We start from the raw sequence: 26052 nt of genomic DNA on the forward strand, positions 1-26052 counted from the left end.
CTTGAGTGTAGCGCATTCGCAAATTATTTAAACAATAGCCATGCAATAATTGCCAAAATGATCAAAATCACCAGTGTTGCCAAACCTAACTTTGCATTTTTCTGGGTTTCGACGTGTTCTTCTGCAACAATCTCAGGTGCTTTAACCTGCTCTACTTTTGGCTGTGTAGCCGCATGAATATCCACACCTTCTGGAATTGGCGCAGGTTTAGGGATTGCTACACCAGACGGCATACCTTCACGGTTGATTTGCACACTGCTATCTCGTTCTGAAAGCTCAGGCATGCCCTGTTCATTCATCTGATCTGCCACTGTACGTTCTACTGGGGCAGCTGGTTTAATTTCAGCAGTCGCCACAGCCTCAGCAGGTTGTTGAACTGGCGTTTCTATTGGAACTACAACCGGTTGAACTTCGACCTCAGGCGCTGCCTGTTCAGTTTGCAAAACAACAGGTTTTACCGGTGCAAGTACATTAAATTTAACACTGGCAAATTGAACAATATCACCATCCATCAACAGTTTATCTTGATCGATACGGATATCATTCACAAAGGTACCATTGGATGACTTTAGATCTTGAACCCAAAGTGCATCTTCTTTTAATAAGAATGCAGCATGGCGACGTGAAATTTCCGCAGCTTGTAATAACAGGTCTGCATCTTGATGGCGTCCAACCAGCATATCACGGTCAATCGTGACTTCCTGCCCTTCTAACTCACCTGTAATTGCTTGTAATTTCCAAGTCATGATTATCTTCCCATTCTAATTCAAGTCTATCTTAGCATGACATTTCTACAGTGCTAAATCAGCGTAAAACCAAGCCTTATGTTGCCCACGCCACAACAGAACACACCACAATACTTTAACAAGCTATTTTAAATATCAAATAAAGCATGCGATTAGAAGCACTTGTTACGCGAAGCCCACAATGCTACTGCTTACGGATATCATTTGGTTCCTCTGCAACGGGTGTAGTCACCGCATTGCCTTGTACTGCACTTGTCTTGGCACCTGTAGGCACTTTTTGATACTGGCTTGATGGTTGTGCTGTCGGTTGCGGTTGTACTAGCTTAGGCTGCGAACTTGGTGTTGAGCTAATCGGTAGTCGTTGCTGAAAAACATCATCCACATTGGCTGGGAGTTTGGCAAAATTACCATCTTTATCCATCGCCAATTGCAGACTATACAGCTGATCATAACGCTGTTGAGATACACGGCGTATATCAGCGTTATCACCAATTATTGTTGGGTGGATAAACACCAATAAGTTACGTTTAGCATTCGATTTGCCTTCCGCTCTAAATAAACGGCCTAAGCCCGGAATATCACCCAAGAAGGGTATAGATTGGCGTGTATGGGCAGTATCATCTGAAATCAAGCCACCTAACACCACGGTTTGCCCATGATCTGCAAGCACAGAGGTCTTGATTGAGCGTTTACTGGTGACCAAATCCGTTGCCTGTCCTTTATTTTCAGCAACTGCAGAGACTTCTTGCTCTACCTCTAAGCGAATCGAACCACCCTCACCAATATGCGGAATTACCTTTAAGGTCACCCCCACATCCTTACGTTCAATTGATGTATATGGGTTGACGGTACCCCCTGTCCCAGTACTGACTGAGCCTGTAACAAATGGAACGTTTTGCCCAACGACAATATACGCTTCTTCATTATCCATTGTGACAATCGATGGCGTAGATAATAAATTTGACTTGGTATTGGCTTTTAAAGCCTGAATCACAGCACCATATAGTCTACGTGAACCATCAGCACCTTCTTTATAATCTCCTAAAACAAGAGAGGCACCTGGACCGACAGCACCACCTAAACCAGCCGCACCACCTGATAGATAGCCTGCTGCCAATTTAGCTAAACTTGTACCCACTTTATCAAAGTTAATTAAACCCACACCACTACTTAGATCACCCATTGCCCATTGCACACCGAGTTGATCAGTATCATTACCCTCAACCTCAATAATCGTCGCTTCAATCAATACTTGTTGACGACGGACATCAAGCTGTTGGATCGCCGCTTCTATTTCGCGCATCAGTTGTGGCTCAGCTTTAACCACCAACGCATTTTGAGCACCATCTGCAATAATACTCACACCATTGGCATTAAAACTGGTGATATTATTTTGATTATTGTTATTTGAGTTGCTGTTTAAATTAATTGCTGGTGTTGAAATACTGCTTCCAGTGCTTGAGCCGGTATTCGATGATGAATTGTTATTATTGTTAAAACTGTTGCTATTGCTGTTGTTAGAACTACTATTAGAAGAATTATTTGAACTAGAATTGACTGCCTGACCAGTAACTAAGCCTTGTAAAATTTCAGATAAATTCTTTGCACTGGCATATTTTAATTTAAAGACTTTAAGACCGCCTAAACGATCCGCAGAAGGCACATCCAACATTTCAATCATATTGCGGATACGTTTACGCGTACCTGTATCCCCTTTAATCAAAATACGGTTGGTCCGTGCATCAGCAATAATACGAACCCGTGCCCCAGCAAAGTCTTTCGATGCGCCTGTCGAACTCATGGCATCCAATTGCTTAATGATCTCTTCAGCTTGACTCTGTTGTAAAGGAACAGCTTCAATATCATTTTGCCCAGTACCATCCAAGTTGCGAATAATGGTTTCAAGTTGATAAATATTCGCTGCACGATCAGACACAATTAACGCATTGGTGCCTTGTATGGCCGCCAAATGTGCAAATTGTGGCATTAAAGGACGTAATGCAGGGATCAAATCATTGGGGTTGGTATTTTCCAACCAGATCACCCGTGTTACCACCTGATCACCACGTGCATTATTGCGTGGGTCATAAGGTACACCCGAGTTTTTTACATTACTGTCTGGTACCAAGCGAATGGTATTCCCCGATGGAATAGCCACCACACCATTGACATTCAGCACCCCTAAAAATAGGTCATAAACTTCATTTTTATTTAGAGGTTTATTTGAAATAACCGTGACATTACCACGTACACGGGGATCGACCGCAAAATTTTTGCCCGTAATATCTGCAACTTCGTTGATAAAAGCCGTGAGATCAGCATCGCGTAAGTTAATTTTCCACGTCTGTGCATGTGCTGCTGTACTGACCGCAACCATCATTGGTGCCGCTGCAACTAAAGCCCAAAGTGGTCGATTGTGATTCAAAAAAGCCATAACTTATTATCTATCCTAATTTTATTTGTAGTCCTAGCCACTTACAAACTTTGCTGAATGGTCATCACCTGATCACCACGCTTAATTTCAATTTTTACTTTGCCATCACGCTTTGCTTGTTCTAGCAGCTGAACATCACTCTGTCCTTGACCTACTGATTGTCCATTGAGTGAAAGAATACGATCTCCAGATCTTAATCCCAGTTTATTTCGGAGCGCTGCGGGGGTCTGATCTGTCACTTCATAGCCTTGACCGCCACTTGCGTTAACCCCCATGTTCTTTAGGTATTCGTCCCGATTTTCATTCATCTTCTCAATCGCCTGCCCTAAAGCATTTTGGCTTGAATTTTGTTGTGGCGATGGCACAGGATTACTTGCTGGCGGGCTGGTATTTTGATCTGTAGATTGCCCTGGCATAGGCTGATACAAACTATCCAGCCCGGTAAAACGTAACTCTTTACTGTTATTTCCATTTTGACTTAAAACAATATGATCCCAATATACTTCGGATAACTGATAACTGGTACCCTCAATTGGATCACCCACCGCATAACGATCTGCTGTTTCTTTGACTTTAATCACCGCTGAAGAGAAACGCGCAGGATAACTCACGACTACACCTTGCAAGACCATCGGAATACTGTCATCTGCAGTCGCACTAGAACCCACTTCCTCAAACAATGAAAAGCTTGAAATATTGGGCACTTGGATTTGTTGTGAACCTAGACTCACTTGCTCTGGTTGCATGACTTGTGGCGGTGCAACCACCCACCAAAAAATCGAAGCCAGTTTCCAGCACAATGCTAAAATTAAAAGAAATAAAACAACAGGTGCAAGGTGCTCTGTTTTTTTCCAAGAAATATTTTCAAAGCGTTCTTTTATATTCATTAGAAACCACCTTGAATGAGTGGTTGTCTAGAACTAATCACAAAAGTATCTAAACCAGCCTTTCCATCATAGGAAGGCACATTGAGTAACATGCGTTGGGTTAATTGCACATCTAACATCATGGTTGGATCTATGCTGATATTGGCCATCTTCTGGCTACGTTGATCTTGTATATCCAAAATCAGTTTACCCGCTTCATCTTTAAGTTGTGCATTTAAAGACGGGATATTCATTTGATCTTGACGCTGTCCAAAAGTATAACGAAGCTCACCACCACCCCAATGCAATTGACCATCTACATCACTAAATCCAGTGTCTTTTTTAAAACGTAGGGTCATATCTGAAATTTGAATTGCATTCGCTGGCCACTGCCAATTTGCAATATTCTTTAAAGTTTCTGGTGCAATCTGACCTTGCATCTGATTAATAATTATTTTTTTACCAATGCCATAGCCGACAACCCCATTGAGCTGAGTTTGCCCACTATGCACTTCAACATTTGCGCCCACACGTAATAAAATCAGATCCCACGGGCGTGTTCTCCACGAAACGGAACCACGTAAATTACCCTTGCGCCAATCTGCTTGCCCTTGCCAAATATTTCCACTGACATTTTGTAAGGTTTGGTTGTTCTTATAAAATTTAGAAATCAGCCATGTTGCAGGGACTTGCAAAAGTACAAAAATTAAAAAAGCGACAACTCCAGTAATCCACCACGTGATCTGTTTTGATTTTTTATTCATTCATCTTTACCATCATTCATTTATTCTTCCATGCAAGATGATGCCCTCTTGTTTATACATTATGCATAATTTTTGCATAACGCCAATTCACTCGTATAAAAAAACCAAGCAGATTTGCTTGGTTCTTTGATTTTAAGGTCTTTGAATGACACTTAGATGAAGATTAGATCAAGAAATCTTCTAATTTTGCACCTTTTTCGATTTCTGCAACCAACCAACGTGGTTGTTTACCGCGTCCAGTCCAAGTTTCAGAAGTATCTTTTTTATTGCGGTAACGCGGCTCAACAGCTTTACGCGTTGTCTTTTTACGCTTTTGCGCGCCGTATTCAATAAACTGTTCTAAAGTTAAACCAGCAGATTGCGCAATTTCAATAATTTTATTATAGGCATCTTCAACTGCTTGGTCTTTTTTACTTTCAATTAAAGCTTCTGCTTCAGCTGTTAACTTTCTTAACTCTTCAACCGATAAATTACTAATATCAGGCATCATTAACTCTCCACGTAAATTTCTTAATACTTATTTAAAATAACTTCATAGCAATAGTATTTTCATTTATTCCAATAAGCAATACATATATTCCCCAATAAACACATAAAACAACAAAAAGATTATTATAATTACCTCAAAGCGCTTATTTTTAACATCAAAATAAAGCGAATGCAAAAGAATATGCTGTCTTATGTTTTAAATATAATGATGATAATTGAGGCATTTTTATGTATTTTTCAAATCATTATGCACTGTAGCTTCTAAATCAATTATAATTTTTCGCAACTGTTGGGGAATTAATGCTTTTTTCATTGCTACTTTATCGACAAAAACAATAACTGCTTCTCCGTCCGCCACAATCTGCTGTTGTTGCTGACTGAATAATACATAATGCATGCGTATAGCACTATTTCTCATTTCTTCTACCCGCGCACCAATATGTAGCACATCAGGATAAAATACAGGTTTTAAATATTTGCATTGACTTGAGGCAACCACAGTTAAAACATCTTGGTCAAACACATTTAAACGATCAAAATATTCAATACGTGCACTCTCAATATAACGATAATACATCACATTATTTACATGACCAAAAGCGTCCATATCGCCCCATGCAACCTTTTGCTCATAAACGATCGGGAATTGTGTCAATGGATTCATGCTGGGTTCTCAAATTTTAAATTGAATATAATTGCTATCTTTTTCAAAAATTGAATTCAATTGTTGAATTAATTCATCATTTCCATTTAAAGTGGACTTGATTCTTAAATAATTCATTAGAATATCATTTGGATATAATGACAGAAGTTGATCTGCTTCATATTCCCGCTGTGTTGCAATATATATATGCCATTTAGCAAAGCAAAAAACAGGAATGTTCATATATTTAGATTCAAGATTTATAATCTGTTGCTCTAAATATTCATAATCTGGATTCTGTCTAAGCAACTGTTGCTGGAACCATAAGTGGAACACATCTTGGTCAAATTTTTCATTAAGTATTTGAATCACCAGCTGCTGTTGTTGCTGAGCAAGTTCAGGCAAGCGAGTAATAATTTTTAGCCAAAGCACTTTTGTCTCATAAGGCATTTGATCGAGTTGTGGTTCTATCTCTAAAAATTTTTGCTGTAATAGTTCAGTATCTTCAAAACTTGCTTGGTCATAACAACCCAAAAGCTGTATTAACCACTGCTGTTTAGTCGCAGTTTCTAATTGTCCGAATTGAGTTGAGTGTAAATATTGCCACGGATATTGTAGGGCGAATTGTCCCCATAATTTTTGCACGGACAATTTATAACTTTCTGAAAGTTGATTCAGCCACGGTGAAAGCTCATGTCCATTTAAAAACTCTAAATGGGTGAGGGCTTGCTGACTGTCTTGTTGTGCCAAATAAATTTCGATACGTAAGATTTCCGCCAATTCAAAAGCGGATGGAGAGCTGTGTTCTAAAGCCTTTAATGCTTCTGAATAATGCAGTTGTTTGAGTAATAATCGGGATTGCACAATCGGCTTTAATAAACCAGATTGATCAAAAATCGTTTGGATCACCTGCTCTTGTTCATCTTCACCATCTAATAACCACAATACACCAAACTGTTCAAATGGGTGCAACGTGCTAAAACTCAGTACTTGTTCTAGTTTTCTTTTTTCTCTACGAATATAACGATTGAGGAAATACCATGCCACATGCATCAAAAAACTGATGCCAACGCCAGCAAAGGTTAAGAACCATAAATTGGTTTGAACTTGAATATTGTGCCAGAGCACATAGACATAACCCGAGCCTGCGGTATAACTCAGTACACTCAGTACAGCCAGAATAATCAGGCTAATAAAGGCATAGATCAGAAAAATATGTTTCATCGATCTACCCCAAAACAGCCAAGCTATTCAGCTTAGGAATCGGCGGCTGCGATGTTTGCTTCATTTTTAATATTTTTTGCTTAATCTTCTGACTAGCAGCATCGGGTAATATATCTAATTGTTGAATCATTTGATTCAGCATCTCTTGATATTCAGCAGTTTGCCCTTTGACTAATAATTGTTGCGCCAGTAATAATCTTAATTGGACTTCTTTTAAAATAAATTTACGGCTTGCCAATGCTGGCGTGTTTGTTTCAACAATATCGACTTGAAACCATTTTTCCCAAAAGTATTGCGACTGATCTTGATCTGGTTTTAGTTGATTATTTTTCAATTCAGTGATGAGTGCTTGATCAACTTGTTTAAGTAAAGCCTCTAGTTGATCTCGCTGGGCATTTCGTTCAATCACAAAGTGTTGAATACTCTGTATATCTTGCGCAATGGTTTGATGTAGGCTTTGTTTTACTGCATCTGCCAACGCATAATGATCTAAAGATTGATTTAACTGAGTAAGATGCTCAAGTGCATACACAAACTGTTGTTGTTGCATAGCAAATTGCACCAACTCTAGTTGCTGTTTAACCACTACACTAGGATGAATACCAGCAATAGGCGTTTGAATCGAAGCGGTTTTCTTTGCCACCTCTTGAGTCGGTTCATCTGTTTGTCGTTTTACTGCCACCAATTGATCATTCAAACTGGCATTCTTTTGTTCACTTTTATGCAGTGTTTGTTGAATATCATTGAGCTGTTGTGAAACATGATAGAAGTTATAACTCAACTTAATGAGCCATCCTAAAGCGATCAACAATAAGACATAAATAAACTTCTTCATAACTTCCTTTGCAACTGCACTATGGTTTGTAGAATGGTTTCTGGCGCTAAATTTGAAATTTGAGTGCTATTCAAACAGGTCTGAGCTGCATTTTTACCATGTCTTAATAATTGATACAAACGCTCACCCAAAACTAAATAATGACAAGCACTCACAATCTCTTGATGATCTCGGGTCAAAGCCAGCCAATTGTGCCAACTGGCTTCACTGCTGATACAACTCCAATAGGGCTTTTCAAATTGCTCAATTTTGGTCACAAAATCTAAAAATTGTGCCTGAGTTTGTTGAGGAAATGCGCGGTCATATAAAATAAAGTTTAAAACATCAATATGACGCGCTTGGCATTGTTGCATCATAAATTGACGCCCACCTTCACCACGCCAAAACGCAATTCTCTTGAGCTCTTTTACCTGATTAAACAGCGCTAAGCTTAGCATGCCTTCGGATGTTTCCACCGCAGGAACATGGCTTTCCACCCCATAATCTAAGAGTCGTTGCGCAGTTTTTTTACCTACAGCAATCCACTGAATATGTTGGATCTGTGCAAGTGATAGACCCGATTGCTGAAGATATTGCATACCAATCTGAACAGCTGTAGGACTGACCACAACAATAATTTGAGTCGATAACAGCTGTAAATAAAGTTGTTGTAATGTGTTGTTATATGGACGTGGTGTTAATGCCAATAATGGCAGATCAACCACGTCAAAACCAGACTGGCGCAGACATTGGGTCAATGGCTGAGCCCGATCAATGGGGCGCGTATTAATAAATAGCATTGAAGCCTAAAAACTAAGCTTGATAAAGTGCTTTGAGTATTTCTCCAGCACCTTGTTGAAGTAGCTTTTGTGCAAGTTGCACACCTAACTGCTCTGCTTGATCTGGCGTACCACTGACTTGGCTACATAACAGCGTTTGTCCGTCCGCACTTCCCACACGCCCTTCCAAAGACAGTGTTTGATCGTTCAAGGTAGCAAAGCCTGCGATAGGCACTTGGCAGCCACCTTCTAGATAAGCATTAAAAGCACGTTCAGCACGGACACAGGCATTGGTTTCAACATGCATTAACGGCATGATTAAATCCAAAATCTCTTGATCAGCTGAGCGGCACTCTAAACCCAATGCGCCTTGACCTACCGCAGGTAAGCTTATTTCTGCTGGCAGTGTATGACGAATACGATCTGAGAGTTCTAAGCGTTTTAAGCCTGCACTGGCAAGGATAATGGCATCATATTGACCTGCATCCAGCTTGGATAAGCGTGTTCCAACATTGCCACGTAAATCAATCACATTTAAATCAGGGCGTTGTTTTAAAATCTGACATTTACGGCGTAAGCTCGATGTACCAAGTGTTGCGCCTTGTGGTAAATCATCAAACTTTGCATAATGGTTAGAAACAAAAGCATCAAAAGGGTCTTCACGTTCACAAATGACCGCAAGCTCCAAACCTTCTGGTAATTGCATCGGCACATCTTTCATGGAATGAACGGCTAAATCTGCACGACCATCCATTAAGGCAGCTTCTAATTCTTTGACAAATAAGCCTTTACCACCAATCTTGGCCAAAGGTGTATCTAAAATTTTGTCACCTTGGGTTACAAAGGTAACCAATTCTACTTTTACATGCGCGTGTAATTGCTCTAAACGATCACGAATATGCTCAGCCTGCCACATTGCGAGCGGGCTCTGGCGAGTTGCTATTTTCAAGGTTTTCATCATTTCAGCTTTGCCAAACTTTTAAACACTCTAAACTTACTCTGCAATCGTAAAAATGCAAGTAAATTATCAAAATGATTTAAGCTTCCCATCAAACTATAAATTCTGCATCCGTTCGCGCAGTAACGGTAAGTGACGACGACTGACTGCCAAACGCTCGTCTAACTCACGGCATCGTACCTGATACTGACCGGAGGACACCATTTCCAACCCATCTAAATAATCTAGAGAAATTAAAGCATTACGATGAATACGAATAAATCGATCTGCGAACTCTGTTTCTAAATCTTTGAGCGTTTCATCAATAAGCACACTACCATTTTTATGGCGCACGGTGACATATTTTTGATCTGCTAAAAAATAGTAAATATTTTCAACAGGAATTAGCTCCAAACCTCGATAGGTTTTTGCAGCAATTTGCTGTCTTTGCACTTTTTCTTCCATGAGTTCTTTTTTTTCTAGGTGAGTTAATTGAGCTTGAGTCAGTTTAGTGACACTCTCCAAAACCGTTTCTAAATCATCCTTGGCAATTGGTTTTAATAAATATCCTTTTGCTTGAGATTGAATGGCTTGCAAAGCATGTTCATCAAATGCCGTACAAAATACGATGGCTGGCGTCGGATTAAAATGTGCTAAATGCTGCGCACAGCTTAAACCATCCATTTCTGGCATTTGAATATCAAGCAACACCACATCTGGCTCGAACTGCTGAACCATTTCCAATGCCTGTTGACCATGTTGCGCTGTTGCAATAACCTGATGCCCAAGTTGCGACACCAATCGTGATAAGCGTTCCACTGCAAGCGGTTCATCATCACAAATCAGGATGTCCATTGCTCCTCCTTACCCAAATATATCGTCTTTATTTTAATGAATTTCCCAATCATCTATTTTTATACTGATATTGGATTACCATTGTAAATAATCCATTCCCTGCATAATTCCGAAAATAAACAGAATCGCCAAAATGTGCTTTTAGACGCTGTTTTACATTTTCTAAAGCAATTCCATGCCCTTCTCGTACTTTTATTCTATCTTGTAAAAATGGGTTGGTAATGACTATGTTGACTTGATTTTGCAATATTTCAACCAGTATGCCGATCTTGGCATCGATAATCTTTTGCTCAACCCCATGAAAAATACTGTTTTCAATTAAAGGTTGTAAGGTTAATAAGGGAATTTTGACCTGATCTAATAACAGCGGTTGTTGAATATTCCATTCCACATTTAAACGATCTCCCAAACGAATTTGCTCTATTGCAATATATTGTTGAGATAACTGTATTTCTTCTTTTAAGGTCACGAGCTTTAATTCTTGAAAACTGGCTCTAAACAATTTGGATAAATCTATCAGCATTTGTTCAGCTTTATCGGGATCAATCGCAATTAAACTCACCACGCTATTTAAACTATTAAATAAAAAATGTGGATGAATACGTGCTTGCATGGCCTGAATACGCGCATTCAATTCACTATTTTGCTGCAATACGGCTTGTTCACGGATATACAAGTAGCGTAAACAAAATGCGCCCAGTAATACCCCATAACTGACATGCAAAATAAGATTATGCGAAATGTCTTGCATGGAAATATTTTGTAAAGAAAAATGCGTTCCCCAATAATGAATAATATTTAAAACCAGTGTTGTACACAACACAATCGCCAGTAAAAGGATAAAACTGAATATTGAAATAGATAAATAGGTATATTGCGATAACCTTTTTTCAAATACATCCTGAAAAGCTGCAAAGGCCAATAATATCCAATTAATATATAAAATATATTCTAAAACATGCCAAAGATTTAAATTGCCCCATGATTGTGCTTCGGCCAGTGCCAATAAAAAAGCCAACACATTACTGGAAATAAATAATTCGAATAAATACTTGCGATGTCCCATTTTGCTAAAAAAATAAGACTGATAAAAACCGCGCCCAGATTTTATTGATGAATGATTGCGCTTTACTTCGGCAAGTGAGGCTGAATTTGTTATACTGCGTTTAGTTCTACTGCTTTTTTTCCTACTGAGCCGATATGACCACATCTTCTAATTCCTCTAATCCGTCACAAGCCCAAACTTCAGGCATGTGGGGCGGTCGTTTCTCTGAAGCTACTGATGCCTTTGTTGCTGAATTTACTGCATCAGTTCAATTTGACCAACGCTTTTATAAACAAGATATTGCTGGCTCGATCGCACATGCGACTATGTTAGCAAAAGTTGGTGTCCTTACAGAACAAGAACGTGATGACATTATCAATGGTTTAAACACAATTAAAGCTGAAATTGAAGCAGGTCAATTTGAATGGCGCATTGATTTAGAAGATGTGCACATGAATATCGAATCTCGTTTAACTCAGCGTATCGGGATTGCAGGTAAAAAATTGCATACCGGTCGTAGCCGTAATGACCAAGTTGCCACAGACATCCGTTTATATGTACGTGACGAAATTGATGCGATTTTGACTTTACTGGAAAAATTACAAAAAGGCATCTTGGGCTTAGCAGCGAACAATACTGACACCATCATGCCAGGCTTTACCCATTTACAGACTGCACAACCTGTGACTTTTGGTCATCATTTGATGGCATGGTTTGAAATGTTGGTGCGTGACTCTGAGCGTTTAATCGACTGCCGTAAACGTGTCAACCGTATGCCTTTAGGTTCAGCTGCGCTTGCTGGAACAACGTATCCTATTGATCGTGCGTATACTGCGGAATTGTTAAACTTTGAAGCCGTTGCTGAAAATTCTTTAGATGCGGTATCTGATCGTGACTTTGCAATTGAATTTAATGCTGCTGCATCTTTAATCATGATGCATTTATCACGTATGTCAGAAGAAATGATTCTTTGGACTTCTGCACAATTTAAGTTTGTGAATATTCCTGACCGTTTCTGTACTGGCTCATCGATCATGCCACAAAAGAAAAACCCAGATGTTCCTGAACTGATTCGTGGTAAAACTGGCCGTGTCTATGGCGACTTAATGAGTCTGCTCACCCTCATGAAAGGTCAACCTTTGGCCTATAACAAAGACAACCAAGAAGACAAAGAACCTTTGTTTGATGCGATTGATACAGTGCGTGGTTCATTGATGGCTTTTGCAGATATGATTCCTGCACTTGTACCAAATATTGAAATCATGCGTGAAGCGGCGCTACGTGGTTTCTCTACCGCAACAGACTTGGCTGATTACCTTGTAAAAAATGGCGTTGCTTTCCGTGATGCACATGAAATCGTAGGTAAAGCCGTGGCTTTAGGTGTGCAAGAATCGAAAGATCTTTCTGAGTTAAGCCTTGAGCAATTACAACAATTCTCAGATTTAATTCAAGCAGATGTGTTTGAAAAAGCTTTAACCCTTGAAGCATCTGTCAATGCACGTAATCATATTGGTGGTACTGCGCCTGCACAGGTTGCTGCTGCCATTGAACGCGCTTATATCCGTTTAGAAAAACTTTATGCATAAGGAGTTTTGATATGACTCGACAAGTATTTTGCCGTAAATATCAAAAAGAGTTAGAAGGTTTAGACTTTGCACCCTTTCCAGGTCCAAAGGGTCAAGTGTTATTTGACACAGTGTCTAAACAAGCTTGGCAAGAATGGTTAAAACACCAAACCACGTTAATCAATGAAAAACGTTTAAACGTGTTTGAACCAGATGCAAAAAAGTTTTTAGAAGAACAGCGTGAAAAATTTTTGGATAATGATCAATCATTGGAAATGGCGGAAGGCTTAAAGCCTGAGTAATGTCCACAGCCTCGCAAAGCAAAAATCCAAAAGTGATGTGCATCTTATGCACATCTAAACAATCCCCGTCAGGGGATTTTTTTATTGCTTCATCGTACAAGATGACGCGATCACATGTGCTTATAAATTTAATCTTATATATATTTACTTTTCCCACGTATAAAAAAAGGAGTCTTGGAGACTCCTATAAAACTTAAAACATGGCAGTGGGTACATGCTGTGCAATCAATATACATTGATCGCATGGCTTAATATTGACCAAAGATACCGAAAACGCTGACCAATCACGACAAATTATAGATTTTACACGACGCAACCAGTTCATTTCACAGCAGTTTTAAACAGATCAGAACAAGCAACAACGTTCAAAAAGCCAAATTAAGCCACAGAATCATTGAGCTTTTGCGTATTGTCCTCAACCAATAGCGGTTTTTTCTCTACCCATTTGGCTGGAAAATATTTTTCTATGCTGGATGATAACCAGTTTGCGATTGGCTGAGGCAGTTTCACACCTAAAGGATTCTGCTCTTGCAGATCCGCAGAAGAAATCACCCGTGTTCCCATCAGGTAGTCAAACCAAGGCTTAGTGACACACCAGTTGGCATCTTGGTTCGAGTTCATATGGTGATCATAATGCCAAGGAATTTTCTTCATCGCCCAATCTGGCTCTAAATGTGCACGGCGATGGATATAATAATAATTACACGCACTATAAAGCGATGCCGCAACCATTCCTTTCGAAATCGGGTAGAAAATCAAACTTGCCGCACCTGCAACCACCGCCAAAGAAACGATTTCATTTTTGGTTCGCCAATTTGAAATCCCTTCTACATAGCCATCATCATGAAAATCTTGTTTACGCACTTCACGATGGTGTTCCCAATGCGATTTCATACTGCGTGGTACTGGACTGAACCGAGGTTTTCCTGGGCGATGTTGACCATGTAAAATATAGTTATGCGCCACCCATTCAAAGCCATTTGCGACGACCAATCCGACTAAAAAACCTTTTAACATAATCAATCCCTCTTGCTTATTGTGAATATAAAACATGCTGGGAAATAGGTATTGACATCAAAAAGTATTTTCATTGACAAATTACGACAAATTAAAATAGTATAATGTTTAAACTACAGCTGACGTAGATCACACAATAACAAGATGTGTAAATGATGCAATTAAAGGACTATGCGGGCTCGATATATGGCGGGCTTGGGCAATTACTCTATACTTTTAGTGAAGCTAAAGGTCTAAACATCTCAACCAAATTACAACAGATTCAAAATGTTGAACGCTTTGACTATACCGTTTGGCGTGAAATCTTGGATGACATTCAATCGCAAGTACAAAGCCCTGCGTTGGGTCTAGACATCTCTAAGTATGTACAACCCAAACATATTGGTATCATTGCCTATATTGCACAATCTTGTGACACGCTTGGAGAGGCACTCACCCGCTACCATGATTTTCATCGATTGATTTATGATGGAAGCCCCCTGAAAGTTGAATATTATGATGAACAGCACATCTCGGTACGTTGGGAAAATCTACCCACCCATTTAACCACTCAAATTACTGATGAAATTGCGATGGCCGTGGTGATTCAGTTTTTAAGACAATTTATATCCGATGATATAAGCCTGTATCAGGTTAATTTTATTCATCCTCAACCTAAAAACAGCATGGTATATCAAGCATTCTTTAAGTGTCCTGTACTCTTTCAACAAGAAAAAGTCGAACTGATCTTTCCCATCAGCGCACTTGCGATTTCTTTTAAACGCAGTGATCAAACTCTGCAAAAACTGCTGATGCAACAAGCCCAAGCCTTACTTGAAAGCTTACCCAATGCCACCCAGTTAGATGAGCGCTTACAACAAAGTATTTTATTGGGATTACAAAAAAACAATTATCAAATCGAAGCGATTGCCAAACAACTGAATATGTCGATACGCCAGTTACAACGTCATCTACAAAGTCAGAACACCACCTACCAACAACGTGTTCAGGATGTCCGCCAATTATTGGCCTTTCAATATCTACAAGATCCACATTTAGGTCTGCATGAAATTGCCCTGCTTCTCAGTTACTCAGAACAAAGTGCTTTCCAACGTGCGTTTAAACAATGGACAGGCTTAACACCGCAACAATGGCGTATTCAGCATCGAGAATTTAAGTAATTGTGAATTAAATTTATAGATAGAAACAGCATATTTCACCATTCTCACCACTCATTTTTTTAGCATCAAATATCTGTAAAATATAATTTTTTAAAATAAAATCAGAACATTAGCCGATATTGATATGAATATTTTTTATTTGTGATTTTATTTTCATATTTTTAGACTATTATCTTTATACAGAAAATAAAAGTTGTATCCACCCCACGGTTATCAACTATCTAAAAATAGTCATATAACCCCATTCCGTTCAAAAAAATAATTTAGGAATCAATATGAATAAATATCTCGCAGAATTTATCGGAACCTTTTGGCTGGTGTTTGGAGGATGTGGTAGCGCAATATTTGCCGCTGCTTTTCCAGAACTGGGCATCGGTTTTGCTGGTGTTGCACTGGCATTCGGTTTAACCGTACTCACAGGCGCTTTTGCTTTAGGGCATATCTCAGGCGGGCATTTTAACCCTGCTGTCAGTGTGGGTTTATGGGTAGGTGGTCGTTTTAATGCCAAAGACTTAGCGCCTTATATTATTGCTCAAGTCATCGGTGGTATTTTGGCCGCATTTGTTTTGTATTTAATCGTACAAGGTCAGGCGGGATTCACAGGAACTGGCGGATTCGCCAGCAATGGCTTTGGTGATTTATCCCCTGGCAAATATTCTTTAGTCTCAGCCTTGTTAATTGAAATCGTATTAACCGCCTTTTTCTTAATTGTTATTCTCGGTTCAACAGATAAACGTGCACCTGCTGGCTTTGCCCCGATTGCCATCGGTTTAGCACTTACTTTGATTCACTTAATTAGTATCCCCGTCACCAATACTTCAGTTAATCCAGCACGAAGTACCGCTGTGGCTTTATTCGCCGAAACAGCAGCATTGAGTCAATTATGGTTATTCTGGGTGGCGCCAATTGTCGGTGCAATCATTGGAGCACTGATTTATAAGGTTGTGGGTAACGAGCCTCAATCCTAAATAAATTTTCAATGTAAAAAAACCTGCCACAGCAGGTTTTTTATACATATAAACCAATGAATTAGAAAGTAACTGATTCAAAAATGGCTTAAAAATAAATATGCTCTTTAAAGAAATGGATTCTCTATTTCACCTTCGCTTTGACGTGCTAACTGTTCTGGTAGGTCACTTTGCTTCTCTAAGCTTGCCACAACATCATTGAGATAGCTTTGTAAAAGCTTAGCCGCTTTTAAGCCAGCTTGATCTTTGGTGATCTGTAAATTGCCATAAATACTGACACAATCAGTTTGATTTTCTAAGGTTAAATCATGAATTGAATGTGATTCGGTGCCATTCTCAAACGGTTTAAACATTTTTAATTTTCTCAATTTTTTTCGATCTTATTCACAGTATAAATAGATTCTCAAAAGATACTGCACCATCAACGCTAAATTATTTCAAAATTTGTAAAATATATTGCAACAACGCTTCAACCAATTGTTTAACCAAGGCATCTTTGGTTTCAGGATCGACTTTCGGCAATTGGATATCCGATGTCGCTGTTGAACCACTTTTGGGTTGGAACTGCTTTTGCAGTGCGGTGATTTTATCCTGACTGACCTCTTCTGCACATTGGCTTTCCGCATCCCAATGTGAGTACTCAATTTCTTTATTGACCTTGACCTGCTTTGCGTTCAAAGGCAATTTATAGGTATTGCGCTTTTGTTCTTCAGTCAGTTGTGGAAATAAATTCATTCCCAACTGTTCTTCTAAATAGCACACGCTGACCACTTTAACCTGAAGTGAATCATTATTTGGCGCATAGTACGCACCAATGATCCCGTGTTTAGGCAAGTAAATCGCTTTATAGATCGCGGTTGGAACAATCACACCCTTTCCAATGGTTTTTAGTTTTTTGCCAGAAAACACTGGGCCAGTGACCACATAGACATCTTTCTTTTGCTTGGTGACAATCGCACGAGTTGCTTCTTCTAACTCACGCCAAACTTGTTGGTTATTTTTAGCAGCTTGCGGCACCATATTGGCTAAAGAAAAGCTGTCGAACTGTGATTCCTTGTTAGGCATATCGGCATTGGGTGACATATGACCACGATCATAGCCTGAACCACGATAATCCGATAATAATGCACGATGTGTAGCGTTCACACGTGGCTCTTCATGGAAATTATCTTCACGTTTAATCTTTTGACTTAAGCGCTGTGGAGATAAATATTCTGCTGTCCATAACGGTGTTTTAGAAACACCCGAATACATCACATTAAACCCATTAAAACATAAGGGATAACTGTTTTTCTTTAAACTTTCTTTGATTAAAACAGGTGGTTGCTCTCGATAGAACTGATTTAAACACGCAGAGTTATTGGTACTACTTTGGGTAAACGGCAGTAACTGAAAAATTTTCTCTTGGCCAAACGCAATCGCAAAACTTCCAGTAGCAACAACACCTAACACCATTTTAACTACTGAATTTTTCAACAAAGGCTTCCTAAACAAGGTTAAATAAACAATCCACTCAAAACTGATACAAATTAAGTTTTTGAATTTAAATAGCTTAACAAGTCAATAAACTGAAAGATATTGTGTCGACCTTCAACCGAGTAAAGCTTCTACGATTTGTGCTTAACTAAACAACATTCCATGTAACAATTTATTGTTTATTTCACAAAAAATGCTAGAAAATCAAATATCTTACAGATGCTTTATTGCACTTGCGAAGATGATTATGTCATGTTGCGCAGTGTTGTTCGACAGCCTTGCGACACAGTTTGTCGTATGGAGTCGTTTTATGCTGATGTATCGCGATTTGCTGGGGAGGATTGAATAATAAAACGATTCAAACTCAGCATTCTAAAGGGTTTGATACTATCTCAGCGCAATATCAGCCTATCTACTTTTACAGACTTAATAACACAAATGATAAAGGCCTTACTTGCTGGGTTAGAGAAGAAGTCGTTGCCAAAAATAAAGTGAATCAATGTAATACACCAACCCATAAAACCCATGGGCAAAAAAAAGCCAGAATGACTTCTGGCTTTTGATTGATATGAATTTAGATTTCGATCTGGCTGCCCATTTCAACCACACGGTTTGGCGGGATTTGATAAAAATCACTCACTGGGCTGGTATTGCGTTGCATTGAAATAAACAGTTTTTCACGCCATGGCGCCATTCCATCACCCACAGTATGAATCAAACGATCACGTGAGATGAAGAAACTGATATGCATCATGTCAAATTCAACTTCAAGCTGCTTATAAGCCAACTCAAGCGCGTTTGGAATATCAGGTTGATCCTTAAAGCCATAGTAAACAAAAACCCGTTGGAAGCGCTTATCTAACACTTCAACACGAATTCTTTCTTGGTCTGGCACATAAGGAACATCACGGGTAATCACCGTTACCATAATATTGCGTTCATGCAGGACTTTATTGTGCTTGATATTGTGCAACATCGCATGAGGCACAATATTTGGATTACCGGTTAAGAATACCGCTTGACCGGGTACAAACTGTGTTTCATCACTCAAACTAACACTTTTAATAAACAGATCCAACGGCAAGGCATCTTTTTCCAAACGGTTAAAGACAATTTCTCGCCCGGTTTTCCACGTCATCAGAATAGTAAATACGATTGCACCGATCAGGATCGGAACCCATCCACCTGAAATGATTTTTAATGAGGTTGACCCAATAAAAATACTATCAATCACTAAAAATGGGATAGCAAACAATGCCACTTTCCACTTTGGCCAACGCCAAAAGCCATATGCCAAGATTGAAATCAAAATCGTATCGCATAACATGGTCATGGTGACCGCTACACCATAAGCATTGGCAAGATTGGCACTGTTTTGGAAAATCACAATCAATAAAAGAATCGAAACGTAGAGTATCCAGTTGATAAAGGGCAAATAAATCTGACCTTGTTCCACATCCGAAGTGTGATGCACAGTTAATCTTGGCAAATAACGTAGCTGAATGGCTTGGTTTGCCATTGAAAACACACCTGTAATCACCGCTTGTGAGGCAATCACCGCTGCCGCTGTGGCTAGGGCAATCATGGGATATAAGCCCCACTCAGGTACAAGCAAATAAAATGGGTTTTCAATCGCACTTGGATTACGCAGTAATAACGCACCTTGCCCTGCATAATTTAATAACAAACAAGGCAGCACAATGATAAACCAGCCTAAACGAATCGGCAGTCGTCCAAAATGCCCCATATCTGCATAGAGTGCTTCACCCCCCGTAACCGTCAAAATCACCGCACCCATGGTTAAAAAGGCCACAAAGGGTTGATGAAAAATAAAGTTCAGTGCCCAATGTGGACTGAGCATGCTTAAGACATAGGGGGTTTGGCTAATACTATGAATACCGATTAAACCGATAGAGGCAAACCAAGTTAAGGTGATTGGACCAAAAAACTTACCCATGGTTCCCGTACCATGTCTTTGTACCAGAAACAGTGCGGTAAGAATCCCGATTGCCAAAGGCATCAACCATTTATTAAACATGGGTGTGGCAATACTCAGCCCTTCAATGGCTGAAAGTACTGAAATTGCTGGGGTAATAATGCCATCACCGAAAAACAGCGATGCACCAATAAATCCCAAGGCAATTAAATAGATTTTGCGATTATCTGCGATACGATTAGATCGTAAGTTCAGCGCCAGCAAGGACATGATACCACCCTCACCATTGTTATCTGCTCGCATGATAATGGTGACGTATTTAAAGCTGATGGTGAGCATCATGCACCAGAAAATCAGTGACAAGATCCCAAGCACGGTCGCTTCAGTGATGGCAATGTGTGCAGTCAGAAAACATTGGCGTAGGGCGTACAAGGGACTGGTTCCAATGTCTCCAAATACCACCCCTAATGCTGCGAGTGTGATCGCAGGTAACGCGGCTTTTTTTGCAGTACTTTGCATAGATTCGTCTTCAAAAATTTAGACACTATTTTTGCGCAATCATATCACTGTGAAATTTTTTTTGCTCTAAATCAATTGTTGCTTGGCAGAAATCTTTTTTTTGGTTATTATCCCTCGCCTTGGTGAAGTGTCCGAGTGGCTTAAGGAGCACGCCTGGAAAGTGTGTATACGTTTATAGCGTATCGAGGGTTCGAATCCCTCTTTCACCGCCAAAATTGAAAAACTGCATGCCGATGCAGTTGGGAAAGGCTTAGATCTTAAGGGTTTAGGCCTTTTTTGTTTCATTAAATTCCAGCACATCCATTGCAATCCCCCACTTTGCATGGATACCATTCAAAATGCTTACCGATGCTCAAGTTAGAAAAATAAAGCCGTCAGACAAGAAAACGAAATATTCTGATCAAAAAGCATGTATTTAGAAGTTACACCTTCGGGTGGTATGCATTGGCGCATGAAGTTTCATTTAAATGGAAAAGAGAATATCTTCAGTATTGGTACATATCCTGAAACGACACTCGCCCAAGCTCGCCGTGCCAGAAATGAAGCTCGATTGAAATTGAAAGATGGGATTAGCCCCAACGAAGCGAAGAAACAAAAAAAATTACAAACAGATGAAAATACACTTTTTAAAACACTTGCTATGGAATGGATGGAAGATCGTAAAGCCGTCATAAAAGAAACCACTTACTTACGAGATCTGTCTGTATTTGAAAAAGATCTCTTCCCTGCTTTAGGCAATATGCCAATTGATCAAATCAAAGGTAAAGATGTACTTATATGCGCTAAAAAAATTGAGGCTCGTGGTGCTCAAGAAATGGCAAAACGTTCAATTCCTTTAGCTGGACGTATTTTCCGCTTTGCAATCCGTAAAGGACTGATTGAGAATGATCCAACTCCACATCTTCAAGAAGCGTTAAAGCCTCGTAAAGTGAAGCATATGGCTCGATTGGATATTTCGGAGTTCCCACCTTTTCTTGAGCGTATGGATCGTTATCATGGCAATCCAATGATCAAGACTGCCATTCAGTTAATAACCTTAACATTTGTGCGCACTGCTGAACTTCGCATGATGGAGTGGAATGAAATTGATTTTGATAATCATTTATGGAGAATTCCAGCTGATCAAATGAAGATGGCTCAACCTCATATTGTTCCTTTATCTCGACAGGCAATTGAACTGATTGAAGGATTACGTCCACTTACTGGCAATAAACAATACGTTTTTTATAATCACAGTACAGCTAAGCCAATGAGTAGTAACGCCTTACTCTGTGTAATACGAACAATGGGCTATAACGGCAAAATGACTGGACATGGTTTTCGTGGACTTGCCTCTACAACCTTACATGAACAAGGCTATATGCATGATGCAATTGAAATTCAATTGGCGCATAAGGTTGGTAATGCTGTATCTCAGGCTTATAACTCTGCTCAACACCTTCAATATAGAACTAAAATGATGCAGGATTGGGCTGATTTTATTGATGGGCTAAGAAATAAAACTATAAGCTGATTATCAATATACCTAAATCAAAATTATGGAATTAAATAGTTCTTCTACTTGCATAAAAATGTAGGATACCCTATAACACTTAATATAAAATTTACAAGGACTTCCTTATGGTGAAAACTAGAGCTGAAATTAATCAAGAAAGTAATGAACGCCGTGGAATAATTAACAAAGCATTTAAATTACATCAAAGCACAGTTGATGCTATTCGAAGTTTTGCAGATGACTCAGAAAAGTCTCAAGCTCAACTCGTAACCAATGCTTTTGATGGTTTTTATAGACCTTTGCCTGGTGGTTATGAAAATGAAGATGGTGAATACATTTCAGCAGATATCTATATATATCATCCATATAGTTTAGAAACATGGCTCATTATCACTAATGTTAGATATGACTATGATGAAGATAGAGAAATTGATTTTTATGAAATCAATTTTGAGGACATGATTAATTATTTTATTAGCCAGCATTTGCCAGGTCTTCATATCAATCATATCAAGATTTTCTACACCCCAATACTCGGCTCAGGTGAGTTCTACAGACCAAATTTCTCCAAATTAAAGCAAGAAATGTACAAAGAATCAGTATCTTTCTTCTATGACATGTTTCATGAGAGGTGGATCAGGAAATTTGAACAACACTTATAAGTGATATTTTGCTCCCCAAATGATGTTATAAACATCAATATATGGAGTATTTTATGGCACGTAGACCAAGAAGAAATCATTCAAATGATTTTAAAGCTAAGGTAGCACTTGCTGCGATTAAAGCAGAAAAAACACTTGCTGAATTGAGTGCTGAATTTGATGTTCATCAAAACCAAATTATCGACTGGAAAAATCAACTGATTTCAGCTTCCTCGCAAGCTTTCGATCAATCAAAAGCTCCAACAGAACCACCCATCGATCTAAAAAAACTACATGCAAAAATCGGTGAGCAGGCATTAGAAATTGATTTTTTAGAAGGTGTGTTGAAGAAACTGGGCCGCTTCAACCACAAAAGTTAATCGATGACTCACTTCAGATTTCAGTATCTAAGCAAGCTCAGCTGCTGAAAGTCTCCCGTGGTTGTTATTACTATCGCCCAAAACCTGTGAGTGCATCAGATCTGAAGCTGATGCGGTGTATGGATGAGTTACATATGCAATACCCTTTTGCAGGTAGCCGTATGATGCGTGATTTGTTGAATCGTCAAGGACATCATATAGGACGACGTCATACACGTACTTTAATGAAGAAAATGGGCATTAATGCGTTATATTGCAAACCAAATTTAAGCCAGGCTAATCAAGCTCACCGCAAATATCCATATCTGCTCAAAGGATTGGCTATTCAGCGCAGTAATCAAGTGTGGTCTACGGATATAACGTATATCCCTATGGCAAAAGGCTTTGTTTATTTATGTGCTGTGATTGATTGGCATAGCCGCAAGGTACTTGCGCATAGAGTATCGATTAGTATGGAGGTTACATTTTGCATAGAAACATTAAATGAAGCTATTGAAAAATATGGTCGACCTGAAATATTTAATACAGACCAAGGCAGTCAGTTTACCAGTGATGCATTTATTGATGTATTGAAATCAAATGGCATTCAAATCAGTATGGATGGTAAAGGTCGATGGGTTGATAATGTGATGGTTGAACGATTATGGCGGAGCGTTAAATATGAAGAGGTGTATCTCAAAGCCTACAGCAATGTTTTGGATGCGAAGAAGCAATTAAACGCATATTTTGAATTTTATAATTTGAAACGACCTCATTCGAGTCTGGACAAAATGACTCCAGATGAGTTTTACTATGACCAGCTACCACAACAAAATAAGGTAGCTTAACTAGAGCAGAGTATCACTTATAAATAAGCTTTTAGTTGTTCAAACATGTGGGACCACCTCTCATGAGATGCCGACTTTATTTAGATACAAAAATCTTGAAATGGTCACATTAACAGAAGATTCAAAAGAATATGAATTACTAGCAAAGCTTTATTAATTTAATCGTCATAATTTAGACAATTAAGCTTTATTTACATAAAGCTTAATTGTAAATTTAATAACTAGGCAATTAATAAGTCATCATCATCAACTTCCAGATCATCATAATTATCCCGTTCTAAATCAACGGGCTTAGTTTCTTGCTGATCATCCTGAATGTAGACTCTTTCAACAAACCGTTGCTTTAATGCCTGTCTTCTAGCTTTATAAAAGTCTTCAAAACATGTAAAACTCAGTGAAATAGAATCATCAATAAGTAAGTCTTTATTTGTAAAACCGCTATTATTATTTTTAATCCAATCCTCTAAAGACTGATCGCTTTTTGAAAGATTCAATGAATCATTTAATAAGTGTAAATTAGAAATAGAATTCCAATGATTAGCATTCATGTAAAATATTTTTTGTTCATCAGTAAAGTCTTCCACCTTTGTTATATTTTTCTTAGTGAAAAGCTTTTGAGGATGTAAATGATCTATATGGAAAATTTCTGTTGCTTTCAACTCTGGAAATAACAGATGTAAAACTGCCCTGCAACGGATTTCTCCGTATTGAATATTCAGCATATTCTCAATATATGCATCATCGAAGCGTAAATCTTTATTTGTAGCTTCGTAAGCCTTAATAATTTTTTCCAAAGGAAAGTATGGCTCTAACAAGTTAGTTCTAATCACTCGTCTCATACTTGAAATAATAGAATCAGCTTGACCACCAAACACTCCTTTTAAAAGCACCATATAGAACCATTGGCTAATTTTGTCTCTTTGCTCAGTTTGTTTAGATAAATCATTAATTGTTAAATATAATGGTTTACCAAATTCATCACGTTTTTGATATAAATAATAGCAAATTGGTATTACAGCATTTTTAGATGTTAAAGATTGAGCATTCACCCCAAACTTTCTAATCAGTTTAAAAGTTTCTTTTATGCAATCTTTTATTGGCTCCCATTGGGTTTGAATTTGTTGTACTCTTTCAGTTGTAAAATTTTTTACTTTAAAACGGACATCTTCATCTATCAGCATTAGTGCGGTTTTTAATATCCAATCTCGCTCAATATAAAAACCCAAATCTTGTGACTGATAAATCCAATTTGTTAAATTCTCAATTTCTTTTCTGAAGTCACCATCCCAGTTCGCGACAGCAATAGACATTAGCAAATCCGAGAAAGCTAACTTTGTCCCACCACTATTTGTCCGAATAAACACGTCTAATACATGATCAACTTCTTGACTTTTTTCATTAAAATAATGAATCAATTGTTCTTTATGAACAGCCATATACAATTTCAAAAGAGTTTCAGAAGCAAAACTGTTTGTAGATAAATTTCTACGTGCCAACTCTGGAAAAACTACTTTTAATATGGCATCAGCTAAATCTACATTAGGCATATTTAGTACATCATGCAGGCATAACCAATTTTTAATACCTGAGTTATTCAATTGTTCAAACTGAATATCAGTTAAAAATTTAAAGTTATAGTGCATCATTGACTCATCATCATCTAAAGGTTGAGATAAATCTAAATACAATTTACGTGGTGGTAAAAAACTTTCATCATAAGCTGTTGGCCACCATACTCTTGGCTGTTTATAAGCATAAGTACTACATAAACCAATATATAATGATGTTAATCTTTGTTGACCATCAATAATTGCCTTAAAGTTTTTACTACTCGCATTAATTTCAATATGAGGGTTTTCCTCATTAAACCGCTGACAATATTTTGTTAAGAACTCATAAAATTTATAATTTTTTTTAATTTCAGAGTCGGTAATCTCCCACATCATGAAGGAATTTATAGGGTATCCTCTTAGGATTGAATCAAATAGCTGACAAATTTGATTACTTGTCCAAACAAATTTTCTCTGAATTGCAGGTAATAAAAAGTCATTTGATTGAATAGCATTTACAGCTTCTTTTATCGTCAACGGTTTTTCATATTGTCCAGACATAACTCCCCCTTAGAAGCAATATATTGAATTAATTTTCTATAATTTTTAAGAATTAAGAA

The 26052-nt window shown here is 38.4% G+C and carries 23 protein-coding genes, 1 tRNA gene and 1 pseudogene; 8 read left to right on the forward strand and 17 right to left on the reverse strand.

Annotated elements, in window-relative coordinates; genetic code table 11:
• Positions 1-23: 23 nt before the first annotated feature.
• The 12 genes from L3V46_RS20470 to L3V46_RS20525 form a co-directional block, all read right to left on the reverse strand.
• Positions 24-746, reverse strand: a complete 723-nt coding sequence (locus tag L3V46_RS20470) for an FHA domain-containing protein (RefSeq protein WP_239046628.1) — start codon at positions 744-746, stop codon at positions 24-26.
• A gap of 184 nt (positions 747-930) precedes the next feature.
• Entirely contained in the window at positions 931-3180 is a 2250-nt protein-coding gene (gspD, locus tag L3V46_RS20475) for a type II secretion system secretin GspD (RefSeq protein WP_239046629.1), read from the reverse strand.
• A 41-nt stretch (positions 3181-3221) separates the two neighbouring features.
• Complete coding sequence (locus L3V46_RS20480) at positions 3222-4067, reverse strand: type II secretion system protein N (RefSeq protein ID WP_004818497.1); 846 nt, start codon at positions 4065-4067, stop codon at positions 3222-3224.
• Positions 4067-4810 (reverse strand): type II secretion system protein N, encoded by a 744-nt coding sequence (gene gspN, locus L3V46_RS20485; RefSeq protein WP_056517325.1) that lies wholly within the window; start codon positions 4808-4810, stop codon positions 4067-4069. The genes L3V46_RS20480 and gspN overlap by 1 nt, the downstream gene beginning before the upstream one ends.
• A 163-nt stretch (positions 4811-4973) precedes the next feature.
• The gene (locus L3V46_RS20490) at positions 4974-5300 is read right to left on the reverse strand and encodes an H-NS histone family protein (protein WP_004718506.1); all 327 of its coding nucleotides are present in this window, start codon (positions 5298-5300) and stop codon (positions 4974-4976) included.
• 225 nt (positions 5301-5525) lie between these two features.
• Positions 5526-5963, reverse strand: coding sequence for an acyl-CoA thioesterase (locus L3V46_RS20495; protein WP_034617650.1), 438 nt, complete (start codon positions 5961-5963; stop codon positions 5526-5528).
• Between the two features lie 9 nt (positions 5964-5972).
• Positions 5973-7166 (reverse strand): tetratricopeptide repeat protein, encoded by a 1194-nt coding sequence (locus tag L3V46_RS20500; protein WP_239046630.1) that lies wholly within the window; start codon positions 7164-7166, stop codon positions 5973-5975.
• A 4-nt stretch (positions 7167-7170) separates the two neighbouring features.
• On the reverse strand, positions 7171-8001 hold the full coding sequence (locus tag L3V46_RS20505; RefSeq protein WP_004818493.1) for a hypothetical protein: 831 nt from the start codon (positions 7999-8001) through the stop codon (positions 7171-7173).
• The gene (locus L3V46_RS20510; protein ID WP_239046631.1) at positions 7998-8780 is read right to left on the reverse strand and encodes a uroporphyrinogen-III synthase; all 783 of its coding nucleotides are present in this window, start codon (positions 8778-8780) and stop codon (positions 7998-8000) included. Before L3V46_RS20510 ends, L3V46_RS20505 begins: the two co-directional genes overlap by 4 nt.
• Before the next feature lie 13 nt (positions 8781-8793).
• On the reverse strand, positions 8794-9717 hold the full coding sequence (gene hemC, locus L3V46_RS20515; RefSeq protein WP_056517319.1) for a hydroxymethylbilane synthase: 924 nt from the start codon (positions 9715-9717) through the stop codon (positions 8794-8796).
• Positions 9718-9813: 96 nt separating this feature from the next.
• A complete protein-coding gene (locus tag L3V46_RS20520) occupies positions 9814-10551 on the reverse strand; it encodes a LytTR family DNA-binding domain-containing protein (RefSeq protein ID WP_004818489.1) in 738 nt (245 codons plus the stop codon).
• 49 nt (positions 10552-10600) lie between these two features.
• Positions 10601-11761, reverse strand: a complete 1161-nt coding sequence (locus tag L3V46_RS20525; protein WP_239046632.1) for a histidine kinase — start codon at positions 11759-11761, stop codon at positions 10601-10603.
• Between L3V46_RS20525 and argH the strand changes: the two genes are divergently transcribed.
• Entirely contained in the window at positions 11752-13182 is a 1431-nt protein-coding gene (gene argH / locus L3V46_RS20530; protein WP_004718519.1) for an argininosuccinate lyase, read from the forward strand. The two genes, L3V46_RS20525 and argH, sit on opposite strands and share 10 nt — an antisense overlap.
• A gap of 11 nt (positions 13183-13193) precedes the next feature.
• Entirely contained in the window at positions 13194-13463 is a 270-nt protein-coding gene (locus L3V46_RS20535; protein WP_004818487.1) for an oxidative damage protection protein, read from the forward strand.
• A gap of 378 nt (positions 13464-13841) precedes the next feature.
• Here the strand turns inward: L3V46_RS20535 and L3V46_RS20540 are convergent, their stop codons facing one another.
• Positions 13842-14480, reverse strand: a complete 639-nt coding sequence (locus tag L3V46_RS20540) for a sterol desaturase family protein (RefSeq protein ID WP_034618016.1) — start codon at positions 14478-14480, stop codon at positions 13842-13844.
• Positions 14481-14632: 152 nt separating this feature from the next.
• Between L3V46_RS20540 and L3V46_RS20545 the strand changes: the two genes are divergently transcribed.
• Complete coding sequence (locus L3V46_RS20545) at positions 14633-15640, forward strand: AraC family transcriptional regulator (protein ID WP_239046633.1); 1008 nt, start codon at positions 14633-14635, stop codon at positions 15638-15640.
• 275 nt (positions 15641-15915) lie between these two features.
• Positions 15916-16608: an aquaporin Z gene (gene aqpZ / locus L3V46_RS20550; RefSeq protein ID WP_004718527.1), complete on the forward strand. Its 693-nt coding sequence runs from the start codon at positions 15916-15918 to the stop codon at positions 16606-16608.
• Positions 16609-16715: 107 nt separating this feature from the next.
• Here aqpZ and L3V46_RS20555 read toward each other — a convergent pair whose 3' ends face one another.
• The 3 genes from L3V46_RS20555 to L3V46_RS20565 all read right to left on the reverse strand — a co-directional run bounded on the left by L3V46_RS20555 (position 16716) and on the right by L3V46_RS20565 (position 20539).
• On the reverse strand, positions 16716-16961 hold the full coding sequence (locus tag L3V46_RS20555) for a hypothetical protein (RefSeq protein WP_151802451.1): 246 nt from the start codon (positions 16959-16961) through the stop codon (positions 16716-16718).
• A gap of 79 nt (positions 16962-17040) precedes the next feature.
• On the reverse strand, positions 17041-18063 hold the full coding sequence (locus tag L3V46_RS20560) for a DNA/RNA non-specific endonuclease (protein WP_239046800.1): 1023 nt from the start codon (positions 18061-18063) through the stop codon (positions 17041-17043).
• A gap of 595 nt (positions 18064-18658) precedes the next feature.
• Positions 18659-20539 (reverse strand): potassium transporter Kup, encoded by a 1881-nt coding sequence (locus L3V46_RS20565; protein WP_004718533.1) that lies wholly within the window; start codon positions 20537-20539, stop codon positions 18659-18661.
• Between the two features lie 121 nt (positions 20540-20660).
• Here L3V46_RS20565 and L3V46_RS20570 point away from each other — a divergent pair.
• The 4 genes and pseudogenes from L3V46_RS20570 to L3V46_RS20585 all read left to right on the forward strand — a co-directional run bounded on the left by L3V46_RS20570 (position 20661) and on the right by L3V46_RS20585 (position 23882).
• A tRNA-Ser gene (locus L3V46_RS20570) sits at positions 20661-20751 on the forward strand.
• 126 nt (positions 20752-20877) lie between these two features.
• A pseudogene (locus L3V46_RS20575) lies at positions 20878-22052 on the forward strand (integrase arm-type DNA-binding domain-containing protein).
• A gap of 107 nt (positions 22053-22159) precedes the next feature.
• Positions 22160-22696, forward strand: coding sequence for a hypothetical protein (locus L3V46_RS20580; protein WP_239046634.1), 537 nt, complete (start codon positions 22160-22162; stop codon positions 22694-22696).
• 53 nt (positions 22697-22749) lie between these two features.
• Positions 22750-23882, forward strand: a protein-coding gene (locus L3V46_RS20585) for an IS3 family transposase (protein WP_223235881.1) whose coding sequence is annotated in 2 segments (ribosomal slippage) — positions 22750-23002 and positions 23002-23882 — 1134 coding nt in all. Because the reading frame shifts where the segments join, the coding sequence is not laid out codon by codon here.
• A gap of 221 nt (positions 23883-24103) precedes the next feature.
• Here the strand turns inward: L3V46_RS20585 and L3V46_RS20590 are convergent.
• Positions 24104-25993, reverse strand: a complete 1890-nt coding sequence (locus tag L3V46_RS20590; RefSeq protein ID WP_239046635.1) for a DUF262 domain-containing protein — start codon at positions 25991-25993, stop codon at positions 24104-24106.
• Positions 25994-26052 lie beyond the last annotated feature (59 nt).

Source organism: Acinetobacter sp. AG3 (assembly GCF_022343575.1).
GTDB classification, from domain to species: domain Bacteria; phylum Pseudomonadota; class Gammaproteobacteria; order Pseudomonadales; family Moraxellaceae; genus Acinetobacter; species Acinetobacter guillouiae.